This window comes from Amycolatopsis sp. NPDC050768 (assembly GCF_040654155.1).
GTDB lineage: Bacteria > Actinomycetota > Actinomycetes > Mycobacteriales > Pseudonocardiaceae > Amycolatopsis.
Map to the genome: position 1 here is coordinate 19,200 of NZ_JBFAHL010000021.1, position 21,669 is coordinate 40,868.

22 protein-coding genes are annotated in these 21,669 nt (G+C 72.1%); 10 read left to right on the forward strand and 12 right to left on the reverse strand.

All coding sequences use genetic code 11. The features are described 5' to 3' along the window. Nucleotides 1-4: 4 nt before the first annotated feature. The 8 genes from AB0H62_RS41640 to AB0H62_RS41675 form a co-directional block, all read right to left on the reverse strand. Nucleotides 5-868 carry an alpha/beta hydrolase gene (locus AB0H62_RS41640; protein WP_220238069.1) on the reverse strand — a complete coding sequence of 288 codons (864 nt, stop codon included), beginning with the start codon at nt 866-868 and terminating at the stop codon, nt 5-7. Then, nucleotides 865-2,196 carry an MFS transporter gene (locus AB0H62_RS41645; protein WP_360592001.1) on the reverse strand — a complete coding sequence of 444 codons (1,332 nt, stop codon included), beginning with the start codon at nt 2,194-2,196 and terminating at the stop codon, nt 865-867. The genes AB0H62_RS41640 and AB0H62_RS41645 overlap by 4 nt, the downstream gene beginning before the upstream one ends. A 29-nt stretch (nt 2,197-2,225) precedes the next feature. Next, nucleotides 2,226-2,921 carry a GntR family transcriptional regulator gene (locus tag AB0H62_RS41650; RefSeq protein ID WP_220238067.1) on the reverse strand — a complete coding sequence of 232 codons (696 nt, stop codon included), beginning with the start codon at nt 2,919-2,921 and terminating at the stop codon, nt 2,226-2,228. Beyond that, nucleotides 2,918-3,709, reverse strand: a complete 792-nt coding sequence (locus AB0H62_RS41655) for an SDR family oxidoreductase (RefSeq protein ID WP_360592002.1) — start codon at nt 3,707-3,709, stop codon at nt 2,918-2,920. The genes AB0H62_RS41650 and AB0H62_RS41655 overlap by 4 nt, the downstream gene beginning before the upstream one ends. After that, a complete protein-coding gene (locus tag AB0H62_RS41660; protein WP_220238065.1) occupies nt 3,706-4,587 on the reverse strand; it encodes an oxaloacetate decarboxylase in 882 nt (293 codons plus the stop codon). The genes AB0H62_RS41655 and AB0H62_RS41660 overlap by 4 nt, the downstream gene beginning before the upstream one ends. Before the next feature lie 212 nt (nt 4,588-4,799). Further along, complete coding sequence (locus tag AB0H62_RS41665; protein WP_220238064.1) at nt 4,800-5,456, reverse strand: VOC family protein; 657 nt, start codon at nt 5,454-5,456, stop codon at nt 4,800-4,802. Between the two features lie 58 nt (nt 5,457-5,514). Then, nucleotides 5,515-6,282, reverse strand: a complete 768-nt coding sequence (locus AB0H62_RS41670; RefSeq protein WP_360592003.1) for a maleylpyruvate isomerase N-terminal domain-containing protein — start codon at nt 6,280-6,282, stop codon at nt 5,515-5,517. Then, a complete protein-coding gene (locus AB0H62_RS41675) occupies nt 6,272-6,733 on the reverse strand; it encodes an SAV_6107 family HEPN domain-containing protein (RefSeq protein ID WP_360592004.1) in 462 nt (153 codons plus the stop codon). The genes AB0H62_RS41670 and AB0H62_RS41675 overlap by 11 nt, the downstream gene beginning before the upstream one ends. A gap of 220 nt (nt 6,734-6,953) precedes the next feature. Between AB0H62_RS41675 and AB0H62_RS41680 the strand changes: the two genes are divergently transcribed. Beyond that, the gene (locus AB0H62_RS41680) at nt 6,954-7,478 is read left to right on the forward strand and encodes a YbaK/EbsC family protein (RefSeq protein ID WP_220238061.1); all 525 of its coding nucleotides are present in this window, start codon (nt 6,954-6,956) and stop codon (nt 7,476-7,478) included. Continuing rightward, a complete protein-coding gene (locus AB0H62_RS41685; RefSeq protein WP_220238060.1) occupies nt 7,475-8,047 on the forward strand; it encodes a GNAT family N-acetyltransferase in 573 nt (190 codons plus the stop codon). The genes AB0H62_RS41680 and AB0H62_RS41685 overlap by 4 nt, the downstream gene beginning before the upstream one ends. Here the strand turns inward: AB0H62_RS41685 and AB0H62_RS41690 are convergent. The 3 genes from AB0H62_RS41690 to AB0H62_RS41700 form a co-directional block, all read right to left on the reverse strand. Then, nucleotides 7,986-8,900, reverse strand: coding sequence for an EamA family transporter (locus AB0H62_RS41690; protein WP_360592005.1), 915 nt, complete (start codon nt 8,898-8,900; stop codon nt 7,986-7,988). The two genes, AB0H62_RS41685 and AB0H62_RS41690, sit on opposite strands and share 62 nt — an antisense overlap. 458 nt (nt 8,901-9,358) lie before the next feature. Continuing rightward, the gene (locus AB0H62_RS41695; protein ID WP_266118352.1) at nt 9,359-11,044 is read right to left on the reverse strand and encodes a DUF885 domain-containing protein; all 1,686 of its coding nucleotides are present in this window, start codon (nt 11,042-11,044) and stop codon (nt 9,359-9,361) included. Between the two features lie 42 nt (nt 11,045-11,086). Further along, nucleotides 11,087-11,971 carry a methylenetetrahydrofolate reductase gene (locus tag AB0H62_RS41700; RefSeq protein ID WP_220238058.1) on the reverse strand — a complete coding sequence of 295 codons (885 nt, stop codon included), beginning with the start codon at nt 11,969-11,971 and terminating at the stop codon, nt 11,087-11,089. Nucleotides 11,972-12,072: 101 nt separating this feature from the next. Here AB0H62_RS41700 and merB point away from each other — a divergent pair, with 101 nt between their 5' ends. The 5 genes from merB to AB0H62_RS41725 all read left to right on the forward strand — a co-directional run bounded on the left by merB (nt 12,073) and on the right by AB0H62_RS41725 (nt 17,227). After that, on the forward strand, nt 12,073-12,753 hold the full coding sequence (gene merB, locus AB0H62_RS41705) for an organomercurial lyase (protein WP_220238057.1): 681 nt from the start codon (nt 12,073-12,075) through the stop codon (nt 12,751-12,753). Between the two features lie 195 nt (nt 12,754-12,948). Continuing rightward, nucleotides 12,949-14,040 carry a polyprenyl synthetase family protein gene (locus tag AB0H62_RS41710; protein WP_360592006.1) on the forward strand — a complete coding sequence of 364 codons (1,092 nt, stop codon included), beginning with the start codon at nt 12,949-12,951 and terminating at the stop codon, nt 14,038-14,040. Next, nucleotides 14,037-15,515, forward strand: coding sequence for a phytoene desaturase family protein (gene crtI, locus AB0H62_RS41715; protein WP_360592007.1), 1,479 nt, complete (start codon nt 14,037-14,039; stop codon nt 15,513-15,515). The genes AB0H62_RS41710 and crtI overlap by 4 nt, the downstream gene beginning before the upstream one ends. Continuing rightward, a complete protein-coding gene (locus AB0H62_RS41720; protein ID WP_220238054.1) occupies nt 15,512-16,435 on the forward strand; it encodes a phytoene/squalene synthase family protein in 924 nt (307 codons plus the stop codon). The genes crtI and AB0H62_RS41720 overlap by 4 nt, the downstream gene beginning before the upstream one ends. A 3-nt stretch (nt 16,436-16,438) precedes the next feature. Next, entirely contained in the window at nt 16,439-17,227 is a 789-nt protein-coding gene (locus AB0H62_RS41725; RefSeq protein WP_360592008.1) for an LLM class F420-dependent oxidoreductase, read from the forward strand. 154 nt (nt 17,228-17,381) lie between these two features. Here AB0H62_RS41725 and AB0H62_RS41730 read toward each other — a convergent pair whose 3' ends face one another. After that, a complete protein-coding gene (locus tag AB0H62_RS41730; RefSeq protein WP_220238052.1) occupies nt 17,382-17,750 on the reverse strand; it encodes an Rv2175c family DNA-binding protein in 369 nt (122 codons plus the stop codon). A 103-nt stretch (nt 17,751-17,853) separates the two neighbouring features. Here AB0H62_RS41730 and AB0H62_RS41735 point away from each other — a divergent pair, with 103 nt between their 5' ends. Genes AB0H62_RS41735 through AB0H62_RS41745 form a run of 3 tightly spaced genes read left to right on the forward strand, consistent with a single transcriptional unit; the run spans nt 17,854 to nt 21,667 of the window. After that, nucleotides 17,854-19,911 carry a PASTA domain-containing protein gene (locus AB0H62_RS41735; RefSeq protein ID WP_360592009.1) on the forward strand — a complete coding sequence of 686 codons (2,058 nt, stop codon included), beginning with the start codon at nt 17,854-17,856 and terminating at the stop codon, nt 19,909-19,911. Next, the gene (locus AB0H62_RS41740) at nt 19,908-20,117 is read left to right on the forward strand and encodes a hypothetical protein (protein ID WP_360592010.1); all 210 of its coding nucleotides are present in this window, start codon (nt 19,908-19,910) and stop codon (nt 20,115-20,117) included. Before AB0H62_RS41735 ends, AB0H62_RS41740 begins: the two co-directional genes overlap by 4 nt. Before the next feature lie 47 nt (nt 20,118-20,164). Next, entirely contained in the window at nt 20,165-21,667 is a 1,503-nt protein-coding gene (locus AB0H62_RS41745) for an SPFH domain-containing protein (protein WP_360592011.1), read from the forward strand. Nucleotides 21,668-21,669 lie beyond the last annotated feature (2 nt).

The window sequence follows — 21,669 nt, forward strand, 5'->3', positions numbered from 1 at the left end:
CCGTCTACTGTGGAGCGTTCCGCGCGGTGAACTCGCGGAACAACCGCACCAGCTCGCCCGGCTGCTCCTCCGGCACCCAGTGCCCGGCTTCGGCCACGACGGCGCCGGTGACATCGTCGGCCAGCCGGGAGACCGACGCCTCGACCTCGGCGCCCCGGCCCCAGCCGCTCGCGCCGCCGACGGCCAGCACCGGCACGTCGACGCGTTGTTCGGCGGCTCGGGCGGCGTTGTCGCGGGCGTCCTGGTCGATCGCGCGGTAGTACTCGAACCCCGCGCTCAACGTCTCGGGCCGCGTATAGGTGCGCAGGTACTCCACGCGGTCTTCAGCGGTGATCACGTCAGCGCGATGGCCGTAGTGGTCGTAGAACCAGCCGAGGTAGAGCTCTTCCCGCCCGGCGATCAGCGCCTCGGGCAGGCCGGGCGTCCGGTGGAACTCGTGGTGCCAGCGGCGGCCGCCCTGGTTGATGCCGGGACTGCCGTCGCCGGGGATCGCGACGTCGACGATGGTCAGGGTGCGGACCGGGCCCGGGAAGTGCGCGGCGAGGGCGTAGGCCACGAGCCCGCCCCAGTCGTGACCCATCACGTGGAACCGCTCGGCTCGCAGCTCTTCCCGCATCAAGCGGTCGATGTCCGACGCGACCGTGCGCGTGTCGTACCCGCCCGCGCGCCGCGAGGAGTCGCCGAGCCCGCGCAGGTCAGGGGCGACGATCGTGAAGTCGCCGGCGAGCAGGGGCAGCACGTGGCGCCAGCAGAACCACGTCTGGGGCCAGCCGTGCAGCAGCACCACGGGTTCCCCGTGCCCGGCCGTGACGTAGTGCAGGCGCACGTCGCCCAGGTCGGCGTGGTGGTGGGTGAGGCCGGCGGTCATGCGCGGCCCCCGTCGTCGGGCATCCGGTAGGTCTCCGGTGCCAGCCGCAGCGCCACGAGCGTGACGACCGCCGTCAGCGCCACGAACACCGAGATCGCGACCGTAGTGCCCAGGGATTGCAGCAGGGACAGGGAAAGCAGCGGCACGAGCCCACCGAGCGCACCGGTGACCTGGTACGCGATCGACGCGCCGGTGTAGCGCACGCGCGACGGGAACAGCTCGGACAGGAACGCTCCCTGCGCGCCGTAGAGCACGCTCCAGGCGACGATGCCGGTGGCGAAGGCGATCACGACCGGCGCTGCGGAACCTGTGTCCAGCAAGGGGAAGAAGGCGAACGCCCAACCGGCCATGAGCACCGCCGACACCGCGTAGAGCGGACGGCGGCCCACGCGGTCGGACAGCGCGCCGGAGCCGAGGATCACCGGCACGGTGAGCGCGGCGCCGATCACGGTGCCGTAGAGGCCGTAGGAGCTGGGGATCTTCTTCAAGCTCACGTACGCCAGCCCGACGGTGGTGAAGACGTAATAGCCGCCGAAGGACACCACGGTGACGCCGATCGCGAGCAGCAGCCGCGCCCAGTGGCGGCGCAGGACCTCGGCCACGGGTGACTTCGCGGTGCTCTGGCGCACCTGCATCTGCTGGAACACCGGGGATTCCTCGACGGTGCGGCGTAGCACGACACCGATCACGATGAGCATGAAGCTGAGCAGGAACGGGATCCGCCAGGCCCAGCTCGCGAAGCGGTCGCTGCCGGCGAGCGCGACCGTGCCGAGCACAACGCCGTTGGACAGCAGCAGGCCCAGCGGCGAACCGAGCTGCGCGAAGCTCGTCGCCCAGCCGCGGCGGCCCTTCGCCGTGTGTTCCCCGATCAGCAGCACCGCGCCGCCCCATTCGCCGCCGACCGCCGCGCCCTGGAGCACACGCAACACGACCAGCAGCAGCGGTGCCCAGTAGCCGATGGCCGCGTACGGCGGCAGGACACCGATCGCGACCGTGGCGCCGCCCATGATCACGAGCGTGAGCATCAGCGTGCGCTTGCGGCCGACGCGGTCACCGAGGTGACCGAACAACGCGGCCCCGAGCGGGCGGGCCAGGAAGCCGACGGCGAACGTCGAGAGCGCGAGCAGCGTCCCGACACCGGGCGCCGCCGCCGGGAAAAATTGCTTGTTGAAGACCAGCGCGGCGACCGTGCCGTAGACGATGAAGTCGTAGAACTCCAGGGTGGTGCCGATCATGCTGGCGGCGACGACCTTGGCCGGGGCCGAGCCGGGCGGTTCGTCCTCACGGGGTCTCTGCGGCACGGGGGTAGTGGGGGTTTCGGGGTCCATGGTCGGTCTCCTCGTCGAGTACCGGGGATCTAGTGGAGGGTGGAATCGGAGTAGCCGGTGGTGCCGCGGGCCGGGTCGCGCATCGAAGCGAGCAACTGGGCCGCGGAGTGGGCCATGATCTCGTCGAAGGTGGCCTGGATCCGGGCGGGTTCGCGCGAGCGGATGGCGTCGACGAACACCAGGTGGTCTTCCGCGGCCATCAGCGGAAGGACCAGCGATTCGCCCATGCCGGCGTGGACCGAGAGCATCTGCGTCACGAGGTGCTCCCACGCCTGGGCGAGCGTGTTGTTGCCGGACAGCTTGCACAGCAGGCGGTGGAACTCGAGGTCGAGGCGGATGCGGTCGAGGAACGTGCCGGCGCGGGCGCGGTGCATCTCGTCGACGTGCCGCTCGAGCTGGTCGGCGTAGTCGTCCCACAGCGGTGAGCGCGCGATCGCCACGGCCGCGCGCCCTTCGAGCGCGGCGCGCACGTCGTAGATCTCGGTGATGTCGGCCGGGCTGAGCCGGCGCACGAACGTGCCGGTGCGCGGCCGTTGCACCACCAGACCCTGGTCGTGCAGCTCGCGCAGCGCCTCGCGGACCGTGCCGCGGCTGACCTGGAACCGTTCGCTGAGCGCGTTTTCGACCAGCGCGCTGCCCGCGCCCAGCTCACCGGAGGCGATTTCGGCGCGGAGGCTGTCCACGAGCTGCTGGCGCAGCGTCCGCCGTTCGAGGAGCCCGCTCATCGGCCATTCCCGTGGTAGGCGCTGTTGGTGTTGACGCTGTAGCTCTTCTCCGCCGACCAGCCGCCGTCGACGGGCAGCACGGCGCCGGTGATGAAGCCGCTCTCCGGGCCGGACAGGAAGGCGACGGCGTCGGCGACGTCCCGGGCCGTGCCGCCCGCGCCGAGCGGCACGACGGCGGTGAGCGAGTCGACGAAGTCCTGGTCGTGGTAGTAGCTCTCGGTCATCGGCGTGCGGATCGTGCCCGGCGCGACCACGTTCACGCGGATGCGGAAGCGGCCCAGATCCGTGGAAAGGTTGCGGGACAGGCCGATGACGCCGTGTTTGCTCGCGCAGTACGCCGGGCGGTTGCTGATGCCCGTGAGGCCGGCGACCGAGGCGATGTTCACGATGGCGCGGGGTGGTCCGTCCTTTTCGGACACCGCGCGGCGGGCGAACTCACGGCAGGTGAGGAAGGTGCCGGTGAGGTTGGTCGCGAGCACGTCGTCCCACTCGGCCAGGGTGATGTCGAGGATGCTGACGATTTCGCGGACGCCGCCGCTGTTCACGAGCGTGTCCACGCTGCCGAGCTCGCGTTCGGTCACGGCGAAGACGGCGGCGACGGAACCTTCGTCGCGCAGGTCGCAGTGCAGGCCGAGGTGGCGCTGCCCCGGGCTGCGCGGCAGCTCGGCGGCGGCCGCGGCGGCGTCACCGCGGTCGACGAGCACAACGTCGTCGCCGCGGGCGGCCAGGCGGGCGCCGATCTCGCGGCCGAAGCCGCCGGCTCCGCCGGTGACGAGGGTGACGGTCATTTCGCCTCGCTCTCGAACTCTGCGATGCCGAGCACGCGTTCGTACTCGGCCAGCGGCATGAGGGTGTCGAGTACGCCGCGAGTGGACCCCTCGTCGCGGATGGCGCGCAGGACCGTGCGGGCGGCCTGCGCGTACGCGAGCGTGGTGGACAGGCACATGATCGCGATCTTGTAACCCAGCTCGCCGAGCTCGGCCGTGTCCCGCAGCGTCCAGGGCCACACCTCGAACGCGTCGAACAGCAGCGGCACGCCGGGCAGCAGCTTCGGCAGCCGGCGCACCTGATCCTCGGACCGGACGTCCTCGACCATCACCAGGTCGGCGCCCTCCTCGGCGAACGCCTCGGCCCGCCGCACGGCTTCGGCCTCGTCGCCGAGGGCGAGCGCGTCGGTGCGGGCGATGATGAGGAAGTCGGGGTCAGTGCGGGCCTTCAGGGCCGCGCGCAGCCTCGCGACGGCGTCTTCGAAGGGGACGATCCGGACGCCCTCCATCGCTCCGCAGCGCTTGGGCAGATCCTGGTCCTCGACGTGGATCCCGGCAACGCCCGCCGCCTCGAACTCGCGCACCGTGCGCGCGACGGCGTGGCTGTCGCCGTACCCGGCGTCGGCGTCGGCGAGCACCGGGAGATCGAGCGAACTCGTCACCCAGCGTGCTCGCTCGGTCATCTCGTGCCGATCCGCGAGCCCGACGTCCGGCCGCCCGAGCAGCCCCGCGGACGCCGCGTTGCCGGACAGGTAGACGGCCTCGAACCCCTCGTCCTGCGCGATCCGCGCCGCGAGCGCGTCATGACACCCGGGCGCCACCACACACCCGGGCCGCGCGAGGAGCTCCCGCATCCGCGCTCGGACGGCGCGGACTCCGTGATCACTGCTGGTCACCATGACGCACACTGTCATTGCTCGACGGTGAGGCAGTCAACTGTCGATTGTCGGACAATAGCCATCGGCAGGGTGGTGGCCGCGAAGGTGGTCAGCGGCGGTGGGTTCACGCCGGAAGCGGCCGCGCGGTCAGGTTCGCCGCGCGTGCGACTCCAGCATCGTGCGCAGGAATTCGCCGACCGACGTCCTCCCGGCAGTACCGAAACCGTGCACTTTCAGGGCGTGCGCGTGTACTCGTTGCCTTCGGGATCGCGGGCTTCGGCCGGCTCACCCGGTGAGGTGCGCAGCACGGGGCGCAGGCGATTGCGGCCGTGCTTGGCGTCCGACGAGAGCAGGAACTCGATCGCCGGCCCGCGCCCCGAAGGGCTGCGCACACCGGTGATCTCCGGGAGGGTCGACGTCACCGGCCACCCGATCAACGCCGACCAGAAGCCGGCGAGGCCGATGGGGCCACGGGAGTCCACGACGAGCGCGGCGAGAGCGCCCGTGTCGGCGTACTCGGGGCGGGGCTCCAGCACGCAGAACTCGTTGTCCTGGGGATCGGCGAGAACCGCCCAAGGGACGTCGCCCTGACCGAGGTCCACCAGCCGCGCACCGAGCGCAAGAGCCTCGGCCACTACCTCGCGCTGGTGGCCGAGGGTGCGGCTGGCGAGGTCGAGGTGGAGCCGGTTCTTGTGCGTTTTGGCGGTCGTTTCGGGGACGAAGGCGAGCGCGAACTCGCAGCCGTCGGTGTCCGGGGGCCGCACGTCCGGGCCGTGCTGCTGCCAGCCCAGCAGCGCGGCCCAGAACCCGGCGAGGTCCAGGGGCCGCACTGCGTCGACGGCGAGGCTGTCGAAGATCAGGCTGTCGACGGTCCGGCGGGGCGTCGTCATGAGCCGAAGGTAGCGGCGACCACCGACAGGAACCGGGGAAGCTTCCCCACTTTCCGGTTCAGCGGGTGGCCAGCCGCAGCAAGGCCCAGAGTTGGGCGGCCAGGTCGTGGCCGCGCGAGGAGACGACGGCGGTCGGGGCGGCGCGGCCCCACAGCCAGAGGTAGACGTTGGCCGGGTCGCCGCTCACGAGTTCGTCGGCGGACTGGGCCTCCTCGGGCGAGCAGCGCCACGCGTCCATGGTTTCGGGGCCTGCGCGGGCGATCCAGCTGTGCCCGCCGGTCCGGATGCCGACGGTGCCGTGGCGGGTGCCGGTGAGGCCGAGCAGGGCGAGCTTGTGGCCGAAGTACAGGGTGAGGGCCTCGTCGACGCCGTCGGTGGCGAGGTCGGCGGGCACGGCCGGGTGGTCGACGCCGGCGGCGCGCTCGGCGTCGACGCGGTGGACGAGCGTTTCGTGGAGCGTGCGGCGGCGCCAGAAGCCGTAGGTCGAGTCGGCAGCCCACCAGGTGGCCGCGTGGTCGGCCGGGTCGTGGGCGGCCAGCTCGGCGATCAGCGCGTCGCAGCCCGAGGCGTAGTACTCCGCGACCGTTTCGTCCTGGCGCGGCATGCGCTGCCACTGCGCGGGCTTGTGGCCCTCGCGCAGCCAGCCGAGGGTAACGCGGTGGACGCTGCCGACATGGCGCAGCAGCTCCCCCAGCGTCCAGCCGGGGGCCGTGGGCACCGGCGCCTCGGCCGACGCCGCGTGCGCCACCTCCCCCAGCACGCGCGCTTCGATCTCCAGCGCTTCGAGCAACCGGCCGTGGTCGACCGGACCGAGCTCACGCGACATGGGCTTGGCCGGAGATGGGCAGGCCGTGGACGAGCCGGCGGACCAGCTCGAGGAACAGACCGGTGGCGCGCAGCAGGTTCGCGGCCGACTCGGCCGTGACCTTTCCGGTGATGCCGGCTTCGGCGGCCGCGCGCGTGGCCGAGTTGGCCGCGAAGAAGGCAGACCACTCCTGCAGCTCCGGCGCCACGGCGTCGAGCAGCACCCAGCCGCTGGCGGGACGGCCGCGGCCCCGGCGTGGCCGACCGCGCACGGCGAGCACCGCCGCCGCACCGCGCAGAGCCGAGAGGTAGGCGCCGATGAACCGCTCGGCGGGATCACGTTCGTTTTCGGCGTCGGCCAGACCACGCTTGGCCTGGGCGAGCAGGGTGGCCGCCGCCGGGGGTGCCGGCGGGCGCAGCGACAGGGGCAGATGGGGCTGCCCGGGGTCAGGGGACACGACCGAGACGGACATGACGACCCTCCTCCCGCTCGGGCGAGTCCGGCAGGTGCTCGGCTGCGGGGCGCTTCCCCCGCCCCTCGCCGGGCACCTGCCGGTGAACACTCACCGGATGTCGAACGTCTGTTCGAACGATTTCCAGAGTAACCCCCGGTGCCGCGTTCTCTCAACCCCGCCGGTGGAATCCGGGGACGTGGTACGGGACACGGTGCCGTCGGCGTGATCTCATAACCGGATGAGCTCCCTCGACCATCCCGCCGTCGCCAAGGTCACAGCCGCTCTGAGCGAAGCAGGCCAGCAGGCCGCCGCCGAGGGTGTGCGCGTGTTGCCGGCCGAGGTCCGCACCGCGGCCCAGGCCGCCGAAGCGCTCGGGGTCGAGGTCGGCGCGATCGCCAACAGCCTCGTGTTCCGCGCCCGCACGGCCGGTGGCGAGGAGACGGCCCTGCTCGCCCTGACCTCCGGCGCGCACCGAGCCGACCCGGCCCGTCTGGCCGCGCTCGCCGGCCTCGCCGAGGTGGGCAAGGCCGACGCGGACTTCGTGCGTGAGCACACCGGCCAGCCCATCGGCGGCGTCGCCCCCGTCGGGCACCCCCGGCGGCTCGTGACGCTCGTGGACACGGCCCTGCGCGCGTACGACGAGGTGTGGGCCGCGGCCGGGCACCCGAAGTCGGTGTTCCCGACGACGTTCGACGGGCTCGTCGAGCTGACCGGGGGCACCCCAGGCGCGCTCGCGGCGGGAGTGGAGGATGGACAGCCGTGACCGCCATGTCCTCCGGGTGTTCCCGATACGTGCAGTTGTCCGCGGACGAGTTCCGCACACGCCTGCCCGAAGCCCTGGCCATCTACGTGAAGGCCATGCAGTACCCCGAAGGCACGGCCGAGCAGCGTGCGCCGATGTGGCTCACCCACGCGTTGCGCGAGGGCTGGCGCTGCGTGGCCGCCCTCGACGCCGACGACGTGCTGCTCGGCCTCGCCTACGGGTACAAGGGCCGCGCCGGGCAGTGGTGGCACGAGCAGGTGCGCCACGGCCTCACCCGCCGCTCCGGCCCCGAGGAGGCCGAGCGGTGGATGAGCGACTACTTCGAGCTCACCGAGATCCACGTGCGCCCCGAGAGCCAGGGCAAGCAGATCGGCGAGGATCTGCTGCGCCGGCTGCTCGACGGCGTCCCGAACGCCCACGTGCTGCTGTCCACGCCCGAAGGCACCAGCCGGGCGTGGAAGCTGTACCGGCGCACCGGCTTCCTCGACGTGCTGCGCGACTACCAGTTCACGGGCGACCCGCGTCCGTTCGCGATCCTCGGCCGTCCGCTGCCGCTCGACCCGAAGTAGGTTCCGGGCGCCAGTAGCCGACGGCCAGCGCCGCGGTCAGGAGTGCCGCGCCGCCCCAGGCCTGCGGGCTCAGGTGCTCGTGGAGGAAGGCGACGGAGAGGATCGTCGCCGTGAGTGGTTCGAGCAGCGCCGACAGCGCGCCGAGCACAGGGTGGGCCGTGGTGAGGCCCTTGAAGTACGCGGCATACGCGAGCGCCGTCGGCACGACGCCGAAGTAGACGGCGACGAGCAGCACGTCGGGCCGGGCGGGCAGCGCCATGCCCAGCGTGAGGGCGGCCGGAGCGAGCAGCAGGCCGCCGGTGAGGCAGCCGTACGCGGTGGTGGCCAGGGGGTCGTCGACCGGGCGGGTGGTGAGGACGGCGAACCCGGCGGCCGCGGCGAGGGCCAGGACGATGGCTGCATTCGACGTTTCGACGTGCGGCTCCCAGGACAGCAGCACCAGGCCGATCAGCGAGCCGACGACCGACAGCACGGTCCAGGATCGCGGTGCCCGGCGCTTCCGGATCGCCGTGGCGATGGTCAGCATGACGGGCGCGGCGCCGATGGTGGTCATGGTCGCCGTGGCGACCGACCCGAGTGCGACGGCGGCGAAGTAGGTCGTCTGGAAAAACGCGAACAACGCGCCGACGACGAGCACGCGCTTGATTTGCGTGCGCGTTCGCGGAATCCCCTTGCCGGACACCGCGATCGCCGCCGCGCCCCCCAGCAGCAACCGATACGCGGCGACGGCCAGCGGGTGCAACCCGGCGAGCTGCCCGAGCAACGACCCGGCCAACCCCCCGGTCCCCCACAACACCCCGGCGACGACGAGCGCGACCGACCCACGGGCGCGCTCGGACAGGACAACAGACATGGACAACGCTCCAGCGTCGAAGGATTTCGGACATCGACGACGCGGGGCGGTTTTTCGTGCAGTTTCGTGCAGCACTGATCAGCCGCGGAGTCCTGTGGCGGACTCACGCGGCGGACACCACCCCGCTCAGAGCGCGGGGGGCGGGGTGACGAGGAAGATCCGGTGCACGGGCGGGAGTCTAGGGGGTGGGGCGATGGTGGGGCCATGGGTTTTGGGACGGAGCAAGGGAAGATGGCGCTCGCAGCCCTATTGCAAGGCCACCACCCGCGGCGGACATCCCCCGCCCTCCCCGAGGGGGGCGCGCCCATGTCCATTCTATCGGCCCCCACCGACAAAACCCGGCGTCGAGCCGATCTGGGGCCGAGCTGTCCACAACTCGAGGCAGCTGTGGACAACTCGGGAATTCGGGGCTGCGCGGGCAAACCAGGCTGGACACCCCGCGCGGAAACCCCGGCGACTCAGTTCAGCAAAGCCAGCTGCTCCCGCAACGTGTCCAGCCCCATCCCGCCCATCTCCAGCGCCCGCGTGTGGAACTGCTTGATGTCGAACGCGTCCCCCAGCCGCCGGCGAGCGTCGTCGCGGGCGGCGAGCCAGAGGCGTTCGCCGAGTTTGTACGCGGGGGCCTGGCCGGGCCAGCCGAGGTAGCGGTCGATCTCGTCGCGGACGTGGGCCTGGTCGGTGATGGTGCGCGTGAGCAGGAACTCCAGGCCGAGGTCCGGGGTCCAGCGCGAGCCCTCGTGGAAACCCGTGCCGCGCGGGATTTCCAGTTCCAGGTGCATGCCGAGGTCGACCACGACGCGGGCGGCGCGGAACAGTTGCTCCGAGAGCATGCCCAGGAGGTTGCCGTCGTCCGACAAGTAGCCGAGTTCCTGCATGAGGCGCTCGGAATACAGTGCCCAGCCTTCGCCGTGGGCGGAGATGAAGGTCATGAGCCGCTGGTACTTGTTGAGCGACGCGGCCTGGTTGACGGCCGTCGCGATCTGCAGGTGGTGGCCCGGCACGCCCTCGTGGTACACAGTGGACACTTCGCGCCAGGTGGTGAACTCGTCCTTGTCCGCCGGCAGCGACCACCACATCCGCCCCGGACGGGTGAAGTCCTCGCTCGGCCCGGTGTAGTACGCGCCGACGCCGCCGCCCGGCGGGGCGATGCGGCACTCCAGCGCCATGAGCCGGTCGGGGATGTCGAAGTGCTTGCCGCGCAAGGACTTCAGGGCCTCGTCGGACAGCGACTGCATCCAGGCCTCGAACTGCGGACGCCCCTGAACGCGGTAGCGCGGGTCGGCGTCGAGCGCCTCGGCGGCTTCCGCGACGGACGCGCCCGGGCGGATCCGCTCGGCCACCGCACGCATCTCGGTGTCGATGCGGGCGAACTCGTGCCAGCCCCACTCGTACGCCTCGCGCAGATCCAGCTCGGCACCGATGAAGTAGCGCGACCACAGCCGGTAGACGTCCTCGCCCACGGCGTCCTTGGCCGGAGCCCTCGGCGCGAGCTCGGCGCGGAGGAAGCCCGCGAACTCCGCGAACGCCTCGTCGGCCGCGCGGGCGCCCGCCCGCAGGTCGCCGGACAACGCAGCACCCACCTCGCCGGCGCTGCCCACGAGGCCGGTGAAGAAGCTCGGCCCCTCGCCGAGGCCGGCGTAGGTCTCGCACTGCTCGGCGACCTTGCCCACCTGCCGCAGTGCCGACACACGCCCCGCGTCGGCCGCGGTCAGCAGCGACGCGCGCACCCCCGCGAGTGCGTCGGGCACCTTCTTCAGGCGGGCCGCGATGTCGGCCCACTGCTCGGGCGTGTCCATCGGCATCAGGTCGAACACCATGCGCAGGTCCTGCACCGGGCTCGCGATCACGTTCAGCGCGGCGACGTCGAGACCGGCGTCGTGGATCTCCACGTCCAGGCCCACGCGCTCGGTGAACACCGCCTTCGCGACCCGCTCCCCCGCGTCGGCGGGCTCGGCGGCGGTGACCTCCGCGAGCGCCTTCGCCGCGAGCGCGGCCCGGGCCGCGTGGCCGGCGGGCGAGTAATCGGTGAGCTGGTCGTCGTATCCCGCGACGCCGAGCATGGTGGCGGCGACCGGGTCCACGGCCGCGTAGTCGTCGACGTACCGGTCGGAAATCCCGTGCACGCTGTGTTCGGTGGAAGCCATGGGCCGAACCGTACCGGCCTGGGCCCTGCCGGGGGTACGGACTTACGCGCGCGCCGGCACGAGCCCGAGGCGCGTCACCACCTCGCGCGTGGCCTTGGACCGGTTGAACGTGTAGAAGTGCAGATCCGGCACGCCTTCGGCGATCAGTTTCTCACCCAATTCGGTGACAGCGTCGATCCCGGCCGCGCGGAACGCCTTCGGATCGTCCGAAAGGGGTTCCAGCCGGTCGAGCAGCCGCTGCGACGCCGGCGCGCCGGAGAGCTTGATCGTGGTGTGCAGGGTGCGCAGCGTGGTCAGCGGCATGATGCCGGGCAGCACCAGCGCGTCGCAGCCCGCGGCGGCCACGCGGTCGCGCAGCCGCAGGAAGTCCTCGGCCTCGAAAAACAGCTGTGCGATGGCGAAATCGGCCCCGGCGCGGAACTTCCGCACGAGGTACTTGGTGTCCGACTCCAGATCCGGCGACCGCGGGTGGCCGTAGGGGAACGCCGACACGCCGACGCAGAAGTCGCCCAGCGAGCGGATGAGCTCCACCAGCTCCTCGGCGTACGTCAGGCCTTCGGGGTGCGGCACCCAGTCGCCGTAGACCTCGCCTGCCGGGTCGCCGCGCAGCGCGAGGATGTTGCGCACGCCGACGGCCGCGTACCAGCCGATCACGTTGCGCAGCTCCGACACCGAGTGGTCGACTGCGGTCAGGTGCGCCATCGGGCAGAGCGTGGTCTCCGTGGCGACGCGGGCGATGCTGCGGATCGTGCCGTCGCGGCTCGAGCCGCCCGCGCCGTAGGTGATCGACATGTACGCCGGGTCGAACGGCTCGAGCTCTCGGATGGAGCGCCACAGCACAGCCTCGTCGGCCTCGTCGCGGGGCGGGAAGAACTCGATGGAGAACCGGGGCCCGTCCCCCTGCAACCGCTCGATCACCGACGTCATGAAAGGACATGTTAGTGGGCGGAACCGGACGCTGGGAGCCGCGGCGCGTGGCCTTGGCCACGGGTACCGTCGGACTCGCACCCTCCGGCGAGGAGCCAGTCATGAGCCGCGAAGACGACACCGCCTGGGACGAAGACGTGCGAGTGGCCGTGTACCAGGCCTTCGCCGCCCACGGACGCGCGCCCACAGCACCGGAGCTGGCCGACGCGGCCCACGGTTCGCTCGCCGTGGCCAAGCAGGCGCTGCACCGCCTCGCCGACGCCCGCCACCTGGTCCTCGACGAGTGCGAGCACGTGGTGCTGGCCCACCCGTTCGCGGCGATTCCGCTGGGTTTCTCCGTGATGGGCGAGCGCACGCTGTGGTGGGGCGGCTGCGCGTGGGACTCGTTCGCGATCCCGCACCTGGTGCGCGCCGAGCCCGAAGTGCTGGTCGCCACGCGCTGCCCGTGCTGCACCGAGCCCACGGCCCTCGTCGTGAGCCGCGAAGCGCCGCCGGAAGGGCCGCAGGTCGCCCATTTCCCCGTGCCGACCGCCCGGATGTGGGACGACGTGCGCCACACGTGTTCCGTGCAGCGCCTGTTCTGCGGCGAGTCCTGTGTGGACGAATGGACCGAGCGCACGGGGATGGAGAAGGGCGCCGTGCTCGACCTCCCGGCTCTGTGGCGCCTGGCCGAAGGCTGGTACGCCGGGCGGCTGGAGTACGGCTACCAGCGCCGGGAACCGGCCGAAGCCGCCGCGTACTTCACCGCCGCCGGGCTGCCCGGCGAGTTCTGGACCGGCTGAGCGGGCCTGCCGGGCTCCCGGAGACCCGGCATCACGTCGGCGGGCGGGACCCGGCCGCCGATGCCCACCACCAGGACGACGCCAGGCCGGGTGGGCCTGAGCACCCGCGGGCGGTCAGCCGCATCCGGCGTCTCGTGCGCCACATCGGGGGCACCCGGCGCGACCGGCCGGGCCCGCGCCCCGGATGATGGCGGCATGGACGCGCCCGGTTTCGACGACGATCTGCCTGCCCACGTCGAGCGTGCGCTGACCGCGTTCCTCGACCGTGCGGGCGACGAGATCGTGCGCACGGAGCCGAGTGTCGCGGCGGGCATCGACGTGCTGTCGGGCTTCGTGATGTGCGGCGGCAAGCGCATCCGGCCGACGTTCGCGTGGTGGGGCTGGCGCGGAGCCGGCGGGCCGGCGTCCGGGGAAGCCGCCGAGGGCGCGCTGCAGGTCGTGGCGAGCCTCGAGCTGATCCAGGCGTGCGCGTTGATCCACGACGACCTCATCGACTCCTCCGACTCGCGCCGCGGCAACCCGACCGTGCATGTCGCGTCGGCCAAGGTGCACGCCGACCACGGCTGGCTGGGTTCGCCCGCGACGTTCGGGCTGGCCACGGCGGTGCTCGTCGGCGACCTCGCGCTCGCGTGGGCCGACGACATGTTCGCCGAGGCCCCGCTGCCCGCCCAGACGCTGGCGAAGGCCCGCCCGGCCTGGCGCGCCATGCGCACGGAGGTGCTGGCCGGGCAGTACCTCGACGTCCGCACGCAGGCCGTCGGCGACGCGTCGCCCGAGGCCGCGCTGCGCATCGACCGGCTGAAGACCGCCGCCTACACCGTGCAGCGCCCGCTGCACCTGGGCGCCGCCCTCGCCGGGGCCGACGACCGGCTCGTCGACACGCTGCTCGAGTTCGGCGGCGACGTCGGCGTGGCGTTCCAGCTGCGCGACGACCTGCTCGGCGTGTTCGGCGACCCGTCCGTGACCGGCAAACCCGCGGGCGACGACCTGCGCGAGGGCAAGCGCACCCTGCTCGTGGCCCTGGGCCTGCAGCTGGCCGACGAGCGGGGCGACCGCACCGCCGCCAAGGTGATCGCCGGCGCCATCGGCAAGGCCGACCTGTCCGACACGGCCGTCGACGCCGTGCGCGAAGCCCTGACCGGCGTCGGCGCGGTCGACGCCGTGGAGCACCGCATCGACGACCTCACCGCCTCGGCGATGGCCGCCCTCGAGCGCGCGCACCTGGCCGAGCCGGCTCCGGCCGCGCTGGCCGACCTCGTCGGCAAGGCGACGCGGCGGACCTCGTGACCAAGACCGTCTCCGGACCCACCGACCACGTGGTGGTGGTCGGAGCGGGGCTGGCCGGTCTTTCGGCGTCGCTGCACCTGCTCGGCGCGGGCCGTCGCGTGACGCTGCTGGAGCAGGGCAAGGTGCCGGGCGGGCGCGCCGGGCAGCAGGACTTCGGCGCCAACGCCGTGGACACCGGCGCGAGCGTGCTGACCATGCCGGAACTGGTGGAGGAGGCGCTGCACGCCGTCGGCGAATCGCTGGCGGACACGCTCCCGCTCACCCAGCTCGACCCCGCCTACCACGCCCGCTTCGCCGACGGCAGCACGCTCGCGCTGCGCACTGACGGCGACGCGATGGAGGCCGAGATCCGCGCGTTCGCCGGCCCCGCCGAGGCCGCCGGTTATCGCGCGCTGCGGCGCTGGCTCACCGACCTGTACGCGGCGCAGAAGGACCACTTCATCGGCGCCAACTTCGATTCACCGCTCGACCTCGCGCGCCCGGAGCTGGTGAAGCTCGCCGCGCTGGGCGGGTTCGGGCGGCTCGGCCCGAAAGTCGCGCGGTTCCTGCGCGACGAACGCGTGCGCCGGCTGTTCTCCTTCCAGGCGCTCTACGCGGGGCTGGACCCGGCGCGGGCGCTCGGCGCGTACGGCGTGATCGCGTACATGGACACCGTCGGCGGCGTCTACTACCCGCGCGGCGGCATGGGCGCGGTCGCGCGCACGATGGCCGCGGCCGCCGCGAAAGCGGGCGCCGACCTGCGTTTCGGCACCGAAGCGGCATGGCTGGAACGGGTGTCGTCGCGGGTGCGGGCCGTGCGCACCCGCTCGGGCGAGCGGATCGAGTGCGACGCGGTGGTGCTCGCCACAGAGCTCGGCATCGCGTACCGGCTGCTGGGCGCCCGGCCCAGCCGGGTGCTTCCGCTGCGTTACTCGCCTTCGGCCGTGGTCCTGCACGGGCGCGCGAAACGGTCGTGGCCGCAGCTCGGGCACCACACGATCTTCTTCGGCCGCGCCTGGGACCGGACGTTCGCCGAGGTCGTGCGCGAAGGCCGGCTGATGAGCGATCCTTCGCTGCTCGTCACACGTCCCACCGCGACGGAACCGGAGCTGGCGGGCGACGGCGGCGAGATCGTGTCGGTGCTCGCGCCCGCGCCGAACCTGCGCCGCGGCCGCATCGACTGGCCGCGCGTCGGCCCCGCCTACCGCGCGGAACTGCTGCGCACGCTGGAATCCCGCGGGCTCACGGGGTTCGCCGACGAGTTCACCGTCGACGAGGTCGTGACCCCCGCCGACTGGGCCGCGCGCGGAATGTCCGCGGGCACACCGTTCTCGCTGGCCCACACGTTCACCCAGACCGGCCCGTTCCGGCCCGCCAACCTCGTGCGGGCCGCGGGCAACGTGGTGCTCGCCGGCTGCGGCACCACCCCCGGCGTCGGCATCCCGCCGGTGCTGATCTCCGGACGTCTCGCCGCGGAAAGGATCACCGGCCGGTGACAGAACTGGACGCCGCCGGCATCTCGGACCCCGGCCTGCGCGCCGCGTACACCGAATGCCGCCGCATCAACGCCCACCACGGCCGCACGTTCTTCCTCGCCACCCGGCTCCTGCCGGCGCGCGCCCGGCCGGCCGCGCACGCGCTGTACGGCTTTGCGCGCATGGCCGACGAGCTCGTGGACAACCCCGAACCCGGCACCGATCCCAAGGCGGCGCTGGACAACGTGGCCGGGATGGTCGACGAGGTCTACGACGGGGGCGCGCCCGCCGATCCGGTGCTGGCCGCGCTCGCCGACACCGTGCGCCGCTACGGCATCCGGCGTGAGCTCGTGGACGCGTTCCTGCACTCGATGCGGATGGACCTCACCGTCACCGAGTACGCCACGTACGCGGATCTGGCGGAGTACGTCCACGGTTCGGCGTGCGTGATCGGGCTGCAGATGCTGCCGGTGTTCGGCACCATCGGTCCCTTGGCGGAAGCCGAACCCGGCGCCGCGGCGCTCGGGGAGGCGTTCCAGCTGACGAATTTCTTACGGGACATCGGCGAAGACCTCGACCGCGGCCGGCTTTACCTTCCCGTGGAAGAACTTTCGGTGTTCGGCGTGGATCGCGAACTGCTGGTGGAAGCACGCCGGCGCGGGCTGCCCGACCCGCGCGTGCGGCGCGCGCTCGCCGTCGCGGTGTCGCGCGCCCGCGCGGTGTACCGGCGCGCCGAAGCCGGAATTCCGTTGCTGCGTCCCGAATCCCGGCCCTGCGTGCGGACGGCGATCACGCTGTACGAAGGCATCCTCGACGAGATCGAGGCGCTGGACTACGACGTGCTCAACCGGCGCGCGGTCGTCGGCAAGGGCCGCCGGCTGGCCGTGGCTGCGCCGCAGCTGCTCACCGTGTGGGCCCGCGGCCGCGTGCGTAGGCTCTGAGCCATGACTTCCGCTTCGAACCGGCGGCTGCGAATCGGGCTCCAGCTCCAGCCGCAGCACGCCGACTACGACACCATCCGCCGCACCGCCTCGGCGGCCGAGGACATCGGCGCCGACATCGTCTTCAACTGGGACCACTTCTACCCGCTCTACGGCGATCCCGACGGCATGCACTTCGAGTGCTGGACCATGCTCGGCGCCTGGGCGGAGTCGACGTCCCGGGTCGAGATCGGCGCGCTGGTGACGTGCAACAGCTACCGCAACCCGGAGCTGCTCGCGGACATGGCCCGGACCGTCGACCACATCTCGGGCGGCCGGCTCATCCTCGGCATCGGCTCGGGCTGGTTCGAGAAGGACTACGACGAGTACGGCTACGAGTTCGGCACCGCCGGCGGGCGTCTCGACAACCTCGCCGAGTCGCTGCCGCGCATCGAATCCCGCCTGGGCAAGCTGAACCCGGCGCCGACGCGCAAGATCCCCGTGCTCATCGGCGGTGGCGGCGAGAAGAAGACCCTCAAGCTCGTGGCCAAGCACGCCGACATCTGGCACGGCTTCGGCGACCCGGAGGTCGTCGAGCGCAAGGTGAAGATCCTCGACCAGCACTGCGCGGACCTCGGCCGCGACCCGCTCGAGATCGAGCGCTCCTGCGGTGTGCAGGGCGACCCGGACGAGCTCGGCCCGAAGCTCGTCGAGCTGGGCGTGAGCACGTTCACGGTGGGCGTCGGCGGTCCCGACTACGACCTCACGGCCCTCAAGAACTGGGTCGCTTGGCGCGACAAGCACAACGGCTGACACGCGAAGTTCGCCGAAGGCCTCCTCGCGCGAGCGGGGAGGCCTTCGGGCGTTTCGGACAGAACTTTCGGACAGCGGACACGGCGGCCGTCGGCAGGCCGTGATCGATCACCTCGCGTGGTCGGACCGGCGCGGAGCGAATCAGGCGAAAAGCCTAGAAAGCCATGGCCTGGGCGCGCCGCTTCACCTCGGTGCCGTGGCTCGTCCGCAGCGCGTTGACGGGTGTCATGCCCGGCAGCGTGTCGTCGGCCGCGAAGAGCCAGCGCAGCATCTCGGTGCGGCTGAACCCCGAGTCCGCGAGCACCGTGATGGTGCCCGCCAGGCCCTTGACCACTCCGTCTTTGACGAAGAAGTCGCTGGGCACGTACAGGTCACCTTTGCGGCGCACGGCGATCAGATGACCGTCGCGCAGCATCTGGCGCACTTTGTTGGACGAGATCCCGAGCACGGCCGCCACCTGGTTCAGGGGAAGGACGGTGACAGCGGAGTCGAGGACGTCATCGGCGACAGGAATCCCACTCACACGTGACACTGTGCCACATTCGACCGCTTCCCCGACTGGTACGCACGGGTGACCCGCCGCCTCACCGCACCCACGCGGGCGTAGTTCCGTACGATAGCCAGCCGTGACACGCACGCACCCCAGCCTCGTCGGCACGCTGCTCGAACGCCGCTACCGCGTGGACAGGCTGCTCGCCCAGGGCGGGATGTCGTCGGTCTACCGGGGGATGGACACCCGGCTGGACCGCGCGGTCGCGATCAAGATCATGGATCCCCGCTTCGCCGACGACCGCTCGTTCGTGGACCGTTTCGTGCGCGAAGCGCGTTCGGCCGCCCAGCTGCACCACCCGAACGTGGTGGCCGTGCACGACCAGGGCTTCGACGTCCCGCCCGGCGAGGACGCGGGGCTCGCGTTCCTCGTGATGGAGCTCGTGGACGGCGGGACGCTGCGCGACCTGCTGTCCGAGCAGGGCAAGCTCGACGTCGCGCTCGCGCTGAGCATCGCCGAGCCCGTGCTGTCGGCCCTGGCCGCCGCGCACGCCGCCGGGCTGGTGCACCGCGATGTGAAGCCCGAGAACGTGCTCGTCGGCCGCAGCAGCGGCGCCCTGTCGGGCGGCGTGGTCAAGGTCGGCGACTTCGGCCTGGTGCGCGCGGTCGCCAGCGCGGGCACCACGAGCTCGAGCGTCATCCTGGGCACCGTCGCCTACCTCTCGCCCGAGCAGGTCACCACGGGCGTCACAGGGGCCCGCGGCGACGTGTACTCGGCCGGGATCCTGCTGTACGAGATGCTCACCGGCCAGGCGCCCTACACCGGCGACACGGCCCTGTCGGTCGCCTACCGGCACGTGAATGACGACGTGCCGCGCCCCAGCGAGCTGCGGCCCGACCTGCCGCCCGCGCTCGACGACCTCATCCTGCGCGCCACCCGTCGCGACTCCGAGCTGCGCCCGGCCGACGCCGGCGTGTTCCTGGCCGAGCTGCAGGCCGTGCGCACGGAGCTGGGCCTGCCGGTCGTGCCGGTGCCCGTGCCCCCGCCGCCGGACGGCGACCGCATGTCCGACACCGAGCGCACCATGCCGCGCATCCCGGTGACCGAGCAGACGATGCCGGTCTCGGGTCCGCAGGGCACGCGCGCGCTGACCCGGGCGGTCCCGGTCGGGCCGCCGCCGTCGCCGCCCGCGGGCCAGCCGATGCCGACGCAGCAGGTCGCGGTGCCCCCGCCGGCCACCCCGCCTCCGCCACGGCGCCCGCGTCCGCCGGCCGGCGAGCCGAAACCGCGCGACCGGCGGAAGATGTTCGCCCTGATCGCAGTGGGCGTGCTGGTGCTGGGCGGGCTGATCGGGGCGTTCGCGTTCATCCTCAGCGAATCGGCGCCCACCACGTCGGCCGTGCCGAAGCTCGTGGGCCTGACGCAGGCCGAGGCCGGCGACAAGCTGCGCGCGGCGAACCTGACGCCGCAGTACAGCCAGGAGTTCAGCAACACCGTGCCGGCCAACACCGTGGTCAAGGTGACGCCGGCCGAGGGCACGCAGCTGGAGAAGGACGCGAACGTCTCCGTCGTCGTGTCCAAGGGCAAGCCGGTGGTGCCGAACATCCAGGTCGGCGCCTCGCTGGCCGACGCGACGAAGGCGATCCAGGGCCAGCAGCTCAACGTCACGCAGGGCACACCGGCGTTCAGCGACACCGCGCCCCAGGGCACCGTCGTGAGCGTGAGCCCCGCGGCCGGCACGCCGGTGAACATCGGCGGCCAGGTCACCGTGGTCCTGTCGAAGGGCCCGGAACCGCTCCCACCCGTGCCCGACGTCACGGGCCGGCCGAAGGACGAGGCGTTCCAGCTGCTGCAGCAGGCCGGGTTCCAGCCGGTGGACGGAGGCGAGGAGTTCTCGCAGACGATCCCCGCCGGCGGCGTCACCCGGACGGACCCGCCGGCGAACACGCCGGGCAGCAAGCAGGTGAGGGTCTTCGTCTCCAACGCCGTGCAGGTGCCCGACGTGCGGTTCAAGCAGTTCGACGAGGCCGAGAAGATCCTCAAGCAGGCCGGGCTCGACGTCGACAAGCAGGGCGGCGGCGGTGGCCGCGGCCACGGTAGTGGCGGCTTCAACTTCGTCTTCCAGCAGGACCCGCAACCGGGTTCGCTGGTGCCGAAGGGCACGAAGGTGAAGATTCAGGGCTTCGGCGGATGATCGGCAGCCGAGGCCGCGTCACGGGCGCCGTCGGCCCCGGCCTGATCGGTGAGGTGCTGCTCAGCGTCCGCGGCGGCACCGAGGCCTTCTACGCCTACGCGGCCGACCCCGAGGTGAGCTTCCCGACCGGCACTCAGGTCCTTGTGGTGGATTTCGAACCCCCGCGAACGGTTTACGTGGAACGGTGGCAACCGCTGAAGCCTTAGCGGCGTCGAAGAGCTACCAACAACCGAAAATCGGGCTGCGAGGGGTTATGGAAATCTGGCTCATCGTCGTGATCGCGGTGGTAGCCGTGATCGTGCTCTTCGGGCTTCTGCGAATCCTGTACAAGGTCGCGGAGCCGAACGAAGCGCTCATCATCTCCGGGTGGGGGATCCGGGTGGAGCGCACCGAGACCGCCGACAGCCTCGGGTTCAAGATCGTGACCGGCCGGGGCGTCAACGTGATCCCCGGCTTCCAGACCGCCCGGCGACTCTCGCTCGACACGCGCGGCGTCAACCTCCAGGTGTCCTGCGTGACCAAGCAGGGCCTGCCCGTGACCGTGCGGGCGGTGGTGATCTACAAGGTGGGTGACGATTACGCCTCGATCGCCAACGCCGCCCGCCGCTTCCTCGACCAGCAGACGGGCATGAACGACACCATCCACGAGCTGTTCTCGGGCCACCTGCGCTCGATCGTGGGCGGGCTGACCATCGAGGAGATGATCCACAACCGCGACGCGCTGACCGGCGAGGTCCGCCAGTCGTCGGCCACGGAGATGATCAAGCTGGGCCTGATCGTCGACTCGCTGCAGATCCAGGAGATCGACGACGAGTCCGGCTACATCCTCAACCTGGGCAAGCCGCACGCCGCGGCCATCGCGGCCTCGGCCCGGATCGCCGAGGCGCAGCGCGACCAGGAGGCCACGCAGGCCGAGCAGGTGGCCGCCGCGCAGAAGGCGGGCGCGATGCGGGAGAGCCAGATCAAGCAGGCCGGCTACCAGGCCGAGGTCGACCAGGCCAAGGCGAAGGCGAGCCAGTCGGGCCCGCTGGCCGAGGCGACGGCGCGGCAGGAGGTCGTGGTCCAGGAGACTCGGGCGGCCGAGCTGGAGGCCGCGCTGGCCGAGCAGCGGCTGCAGTCGCAGGTCCGCAAGCCGGCCGACGCGAAGGCGTACGAGACGCGCACGACGGCCGACGCCGACCGCGACGCCCAGATCGCCCGCGCGCAGGCCGAGGCCAAGGAGACCGAGCTGCGGGCCGCGGCCGACGCAACGCGCGTGAAGACGGCCGCCGAGGCGGAGGCCCAGGCCACGAAGGCGCGGGCCGAGGCGTCGGCGGGGGCCACGCGCGCCACCGGCGAGGCCGAGGCGGCGGCCGCCCAGGCTCGCGGTCTGGCGGAGGCGGAAGCCGCGAAGGCGCGGGGTCTCGCTGAGGCCGAATCGGCCCGGGCTCGCGGTCTGGCGGAGGCCGAATCCATCAAGGCGCGGGCCGCGGCACTGGCGGAGAACCAGGAAGCTGTGGTAGCACAACAGCTGGCCGAACGTTGGCCGGAAATCGTCGAGGCCGGCGCGAAGGCGTTCGGTAACGTCGACCACATGGTGGTCCTGAACGGCGCGGACGGGATGTCGGACATGTTCACCAAGGCGTTGTCGCTCGGCGGTACGGGCCTCGGCCTGGCCCGCCAGCTGATGGACGCCATGGGCAGCCCCTCGAAGCCGTCGGCCCCCACGGGCTCGGAGCAGGCGCTGTCGAACGGCGACCTCTCCCCGCGCGAGTAGCC

What these genes read in the sequence shown, in the direction of transcription:
- AB0H62_RS41640 (WP_220238069.1), bottom strand. Translation starts at nt 868, where the DNA reads ATGACCGCCGGCCTCACCCACCACCACGCCGACCTGGGCGACGTGCGC.
- AB0H62_RS41740 (WP_360592010.1), top strand. Translation starts at nt 19,908, where the DNA reads ATGATCGGCAGCCGAGGCCGCGTCACGGGCGCCGTCGGCCCCGGCCTG.
- merB (WP_220238057.1), top strand. Translation starts at nt 12,073, where the DNA reads ATGAGCCGCGAAGACGACACCGCCTGGGACGAAGACGTGCGAGTGGCC.
- AB0H62_RS41745 (WP_360592011.1), top strand. Translation starts at nt 20,165, where the DNA reads ATGGAAATCTGGCTCATCGTCGTGATCGCGGTGGTAGCCGTGATCGTG.
- AB0H62_RS41650 (WP_220238067.1), bottom strand. Translation starts at nt 2,921, where the DNA reads ATGAGCGGGCTCCTCGAACGGCGGACGCTGCGCCAGCAGCTCGTGGAC.
- AB0H62_RS41725 (WP_360592008.1), top strand. Translation starts at nt 16,439, where the DNA reads ATGACTTCCGCTTCGAACCGGCGGCTGCGAATCGGGCTCCAGCTCCAG.
- AB0H62_RS41670 (WP_360592003.1), bottom strand. Translation starts at nt 6,282, where the DNA reads ATGTCGCGTGAGCTCGGTCCGGTCGACCACGGCCGGTTGCTCGAAGCG.
- AB0H62_RS41700 (WP_220238058.1), bottom strand. Translation starts at nt 11,971, where the DNA reads ATGACGTCGGTGATCGAGCGGTTGCAGGGGGACGGGCCCCGGTTCTCC.
- AB0H62_RS41655 (WP_360592002.1), bottom strand. Translation starts at nt 3,709, where the DNA reads ATGACCGTCACCCTCGTCACCGGCGGAGCCGGCGGCTTCGGCCGCGAG.
- AB0H62_RS41690 (WP_360592005.1), bottom strand. Translation starts at nt 8,900, where the DNA reads ATGTCTGTTGTCCTGTCCGAGCGCGCCCGTGGGTCGGTCGCGCTCGTC.
- AB0H62_RS41695 (WP_266118352.1), bottom strand. Translation starts at nt 11,044, where the DNA reads ATGGCTTCCACCGAACACAGCGTGCACGGGATTTCCGACCGGTACGTC.
- AB0H62_RS41710 (WP_360592006.1), top strand. Translation starts at nt 12,949, where the DNA reads ATGGACGCGCCCGGTTTCGACGACGATCTGCCTGCCCACGTCGAGCGT.
- AB0H62_RS41675 (WP_360592004.1), bottom strand. Translation starts at nt 6,733, where the DNA reads ATGTCCGTCTCGGTCGTGTCCCCTGACCCCGGGCAGCCCCATCTGCCC.
- AB0H62_RS41680 (WP_220238061.1), top strand. Translation starts at nt 6,954, where the DNA reads ATGAGCTCCCTCGACCATCCCGCCGTCGCCAAGGTCACAGCCGCTCTG.
- AB0H62_RS41660 (WP_220238065.1), bottom strand. Translation starts at nt 4,587, where the DNA reads ATGGTGACCAGCAGTGATCACGGAGTCCGCGCCGTCCGAGCGCGGATG.
- AB0H62_RS41665 (WP_220238064.1), bottom strand. Translation starts at nt 5,456, where the DNA reads ATGACGACGCCCCGCCGGACCGTCGACAGCCTGATCTTCGACAGCCTC.
- AB0H62_RS41645 (WP_360592001.1), bottom strand. Translation starts at nt 2,196, where the DNA reads ATGGACCCCGAAACCCCCACTACCCCCGTGCCGCAGAGACCCCGTGAG.